Origin of the sequence: Acidovorax delafieldii 2AN (assembly GCF_000175235.1) — a bacterium.
Lineage (GTDB): Bacteria > Pseudomonadota > Gammaproteobacteria > Burkholderiales > Burkholderiaceae_C > Acidovorax > Acidovorax delafieldii_B.
Window position 1 is genome coordinate 1 of the sequence record NZ_ACQT01000382.1, and the last position, 2,519, is coordinate 2,519.

The window sequence follows — 2,519 nt, forward strand, 5'->3', positions numbered from 1 at the left end:
CGCTGGCAATGGTGAGCTGCCAGGGCTGGGCGTTGCACCAGGAGGCGGTGCGCTGGGCAAGCGCGAGGATGCGTTCGATGGTGGCGCGATCCAGCGCCTCGGGCAGGAAGGCGCGGCAGCTGTAGCGCGTGTGCAGCAGTGCCGACAAGGTTTCGAAGGCCGGCGTTGCCGCGCTGGTTGCGCCTGGTTCGGCAGGCGAAGGCGTGTGCTGCTGGGGCATGTCAGGCCCCCCTGGCGGCGGGTTTGGCCGCCGAGGCATGTTCTTCGCCGCCAGCGCGGCTGGCGGCTGCAGGGGCTTTGCGCGCGACCGGGGGCGGGGCCTGCAGCAGTGCGTCGAGTTTCTCGCTGATCTCGGCTTCGATGCGATCCTTGAAGGCCCCGAGCAGAAAACCAAGCTCGGCCTTCAGCTCGAACTGCTGGGCATCCACGAGCAAGGTGCCCTTCACGCCGGTGCGGCTGAAATGCAGCGTGTCCTGTGTGTCGCCTTCTTCGTAGGTGCAGTCCATGTCGAACTTCTTTTCGACCTTCTCGGCCCATGCATAGCCGATCTGGCGGGCTGTTTCGAAGCCCAGGTGGTGGGTTCGGTGGATATGGATGTCAGGCACCAGGGGTCTCCTTGGGATGGGTTTGCAGCGCGCGCAGTGCCTCGTGCCGCTGGGGCTGGGGCTGTCGGGCCAGTTGTTGCACGGCATCATAAAACCGGGGCCACTGCCGGCCTTCGCGCTCGAACAGGGTTTCGAATGCGGGCACCAGCTCGTCGTAGGCGGCCTGGGCCGCAAAGCTGGCGTTGTTCGCCTGCGCCACCCAGCGGTCGTATCCTGCCAGCTGTACGGCTTGCACGGGGCTGGCGTGCCCCGGGCTGGCGTTCACCGTGCTCGGCCCGGCGCCGGCTTCCAGCCAACGGGACCGCAGTGCGGCATAGTCGGCGCGAAAGCGCTGCATTGCTTCGTTTTTCATAGCTAGAGCCGCTGATGCATCGAGCGCCTCGGCCTCTTTTTGTGCGTAAATCGCCGCCAGGCGCGCCCGTGTGGCACGCGTCAAGGCGCGAAAGGCGTCGCGCCGCCCATTGCTCTGGGCAAAGGCTTCGCGGGCCTGCGGTGTGGACTGCTCGGCCAGCCAGCGTGCGCTGCCCAGTCGCTCGACCGCCGTGGCGAAGGATTCGTTGAACAGCGTGTCGCCCTGGGCGTAGACCACCTGGTGCGCAAGTTCGTGGAACAGCAGCCGCACGAATTCGCCCTCGGGCCAGCCGATGAAGGTGGAAAGCAGCGGATCGCCGCCAGCCCAGTTCATGTAGCCCAGCGTCGAATACGCCGGAACGCCGTAGACCTCGACCTCGAGCCCCTGCTGCGCCAGCACGGCGGCCTCGGCCTGCGCGTCGGGCTCGGTGAAATAGCCGCGGTAGCCGATGCACCCCGTCACCGCGAAGCACCAGGTGTGCAGCGTAAGCGCGTAGGGCGGCGCCGCCACCACGTTCCAGACAGCGGCGGGGCGTTTCAGGTCGGCGTAGCGGCGGTAGCTGGCGTTGTCGGGCAGGCCCAGCGCGGTCACGGCAAAGGTGCGGGCGCGCTGCGCCAGCAGCAGCCGCTGGCGCAGGGCGGGGGCAATGTCGGTGCGCGCAGTCCAGCGATCGATGGGCTCGGCCGCCTGCAGGATCTGCATATGCCCCCGCACCGACTGCCAGTAGTAGCCCAGCGCGCTGCCCTGGCTGGCGCAGCCTGGCAGCGCCAGCAGCAGGCCGAGTAATGTGCAGCGTGGCAGAAACGAAAAGTGCATGCGGGCAACGTGGGGCTGGGGATGTGCCGCAGTGTAGACACACGCAGGCGGTTGCTCGGGGATGCCGGATTGTCAGCAGCGTGGCGCGCGGGGTTTCTAGAATGGGCCATGCCCCACATCCAAGCCCCCGAGTTTGCCGTCGCCGTGCCTGCGGGCCTGTTTGTCGACGAGGCAGGTTGCCCGCGCTGCGCCTGGTGCCAGGCCACGCCGCTGTACCGCCACTACCATGACCAGGAGTGGGGGTTTCCGGTGGTGGATGACCGGCGTCTGTTCGAGAAACTCTGCCTCGAAGGCTTCCAGGCTGGCCTGAGCTGGCTCACCATCCTGAACAAGCGCGAGGGATTTCGTGCGGCGTTTGCCGGGTTCGATGCCGAAGCCATTGCCGCCTTCGACGCGCACGACGTGGAACGCCTGGTGCAGGACGCCGCCATCGTGCGCCACCGCGGCAAGATCGAATCGACCATCAACAACGCCCGCCGGGTGCTGGAGCTGCGGCGCGAGTTTGGCTCGCTGGCGCATTACGTATGGCGCTACGAACCCGCGCCCGCTGACCGGCCCGAGCGCATCACGCGCGAGGTGGCGCGCACCTTGTCCACATCGCCCGCGTCCATTGCCCTGTCCAAAGACCTGAAAAAACGCGGCTGGAGTTTTGTCGGCCCCACCACCGTGTATGCCTTCATGCAGGCAATGGGCCTGGTGAACGACCATCTGGAAGGCTGCCACGCCCGCGACGCGGCACTGCAGGC

At 67.3% G+C, this 2,519-nt stretch carries 4 protein-coding genes; 1 reads left to right on the forward strand and 3 read right to left on the reverse strand.

Going from position 1 to position 2,519, the window contains the following annotated elements:
* The 3 genes from ACDELDRAFT_RS21310 to ACDELDRAFT_RS21320 all read right to left on the reverse strand — a co-directional run.
* Nucleotides 1-220 (reverse strand): nitroreductase family protein (locus ACDELDRAFT_RS21310; RefSeq protein WP_005800347.1); only part of this gene is annotated, 220 nt, incomplete at its 3' end.
* Nucleotide 221: 1 nt separating this feature from the next.
* The gene (locus tag ACDELDRAFT_RS21315; RefSeq protein ID WP_005800348.1) at nt 222-605 is read right to left on the reverse strand and encodes a polyhydroxyalkanoic acid system family protein; all 384 of its coding nucleotides are present in this window, start codon (nt 603-605) and stop codon (nt 222-224) included.
* The gene (locus tag ACDELDRAFT_RS21320; RefSeq protein ID WP_005800350.1) at nt 598-1,773 is read right to left on the reverse strand and encodes an aminopeptidase; all 1,176 of its coding nucleotides are present in this window, start codon (nt 1,771-1,773) and stop codon (nt 598-600) included. Before ACDELDRAFT_RS21320 ends, ACDELDRAFT_RS21315 begins: the two co-directional genes overlap by 8 nt.
* 108 nt (nt 1,774-1,881) lie before the next feature.
* Here ACDELDRAFT_RS21320 and ACDELDRAFT_RS21325 point away from each other — a divergent pair.
* On the forward strand, nt 1,882-2,519 hold a 638-nt coding region (locus ACDELDRAFT_RS21325), incomplete at its 3' end, for a DNA-3-methyladenine glycosylase I (protein ID WP_005800352.1).

Bases quoted from the DNA above. Each gene is read 5' to 3' on its own strand.
- ACDELDRAFT_RS21320 (WP_005800350.1), bottom strand. From the start codon at position 1,773: ATGCACTTTTCGTTTCTGCCACGCTGCACATTACTCGGCCTGCTGCTG.